Annotated in this window: 1 protein-coding gene and 1 pseudogene; one reads left to right on the plus strand and one right to left on the minus strand. The window is 64.6% G+C overall.

What is annotated here, in order from left to right:
• Window positions 1–175: 175 nt before the first annotated feature.
• Window positions 176–964, plus strand: a complete 789-nt coding sequence (locus ACFLIM_RS50160) for a pentapeptide repeat-containing protein (protein ID WP_393178013.1) — start codon at window positions 176–178, stop codon at window positions 962–964.
• Window positions 965–1,128: 164 nt separating this feature from the next.
• On the opposite strand, the pseudogene ACFLIM_RS50165 reads toward ACFLIM_RS50160, so the two are convergent.
• A pseudogene (locus ACFLIM_RS50165) lies at window positions 1,129–1,344 on the minus strand (IS701 family transposase); the annotation flags it as partial.
• Between the last annotated feature and the right edge of the window lie 184 nt (window positions 1,345–1,528).

Raw genomic sequence — 1,528 nt, forward strand, 5'->3', positions numbered from 1 at the left:
CGGCGGACAGTCCGCCACCGTCGGGATATCGCACAGGAGAGTTGTACTGCTGAAATACAGGCATGTAACGCACCTATAGCGTTACGTATCCGTTCCGTCGCTGATTGCTAGCCCTTCAAGGTCTGTACCTCCTGAGGAGGCTGAACTCGCGGGTCCGCGGTCAGCGCGATGGCGGGTGTGGCTGGCCGCTGCGCTCGCCATACTCGTGCTGGGCATCACTGCGGGGCTGGTGGCGCTGCGTGCGCCCGTCCCCGACTGGGCCCGCTGGGTTTCGCTCGGCCTTGCCCTGACAGCGGTGGTGTCACTGCTGCTGGCGTTGCTGCTCGGCCCCGGTGCTCGTCGGCTGGCCGGGGAACGCGGGCCCTTGACCGATCGGGACCGGCGCACCCTGTCGGCCAAAGAGCGCATCGAGGCAGTCAACGCCGCCCGCCACACGCTGATCCAGGCCGCGACCGGGCTGGTGGTGATCGGCGGTGTCGTATTCACCGCGCAAGGCTTGTGGTACACCGCCCAAACCCTGGACACCACCCGGCAGAATCAAGCCACCACCGAACAGGGACAGATCACCGACCGCTACACCAAGGCAGTCGAACAGCTCGGTTCCGGCAAGATCGACGTCCGCCTGGGCGGCATCTACGCCTTGGAGCGCTTGGCGAAAGACTCCCCAAGAGACCATTCGACCATCTACGACGTGGTGGCCGCATTCATCCGCGAGCACGACCCCGCCCTCAAGGCCAAGCTACCAGAGGCGCCAGCAACAGATGTGCAAGCGGCACTGACCGTCCTCGGTCGCCGGGCCACGACCCGAGACCGACTCGATCCGGCGTCTTTTCCCAATTTGAAGGCGATCCGTGTCAAAGGCGCGGACCTGTTCAGTGCGAACTTGACCGGCGAGGACCTGACCGGCGTGAACTTGTACGAAGCCGACCTGAGCAGCGCATTCTTGGACGAAGCAGACTGTTGACCGGCGTTGATTTTGGGCATGTGGGCGGCGCTCAGGGTGTCCATGTGGACGACAAGGAAGACCCCGCCCAGCGGGTGCGGGACGGGGGTCTGATGCTCACGTTGTCGCGGTGGTGCTCAGTGTGTCCCGATCACCTCGCTGACCGCGGCGCGGGCGGCGGACTCGTCCACGAGCTTCTTGAACCGGTGCGCCTTGACGTAGCCGATGTGGTCGGCCAGCTGCCAGGAGTTCTTCCGCGGGACGTCGGCCAGCAGAGCGCGGACCAGGTCACCGAACGTTGAGTGCGACTCAGGCCGGGTGAACATCGGCCCCGCGATCCGCTCGGTCAACGCGCTCAGCTCCGCATCCCAGGACACGACCAGATCGTAGGTGAGAGGCAGGTCACACAATGACGATGGACCAACCACACGGCGTTACGCACCCGAACAACAAGTCAGCAAGTCAGCATGAAACGGCCGGCTCCGGTTCTGTCCGTAGTCGCTTCATAGCTTCCGTGGATCGGCTCACGCTAGAGACAGCGGGGGCCGGAGCCACACACAGAAGGGAGCCGACCGTCATGAAGAG

It is taken from the genome of Nonomuraea marmarensis, from assembly GCF_043197025.1.
Classification (GTDB): Bacteria; Actinomycetota; Actinomycetes; order Streptosporangiales; family Streptosporangiaceae; genus Nonomuraea; species Nonomuraea marmarensis.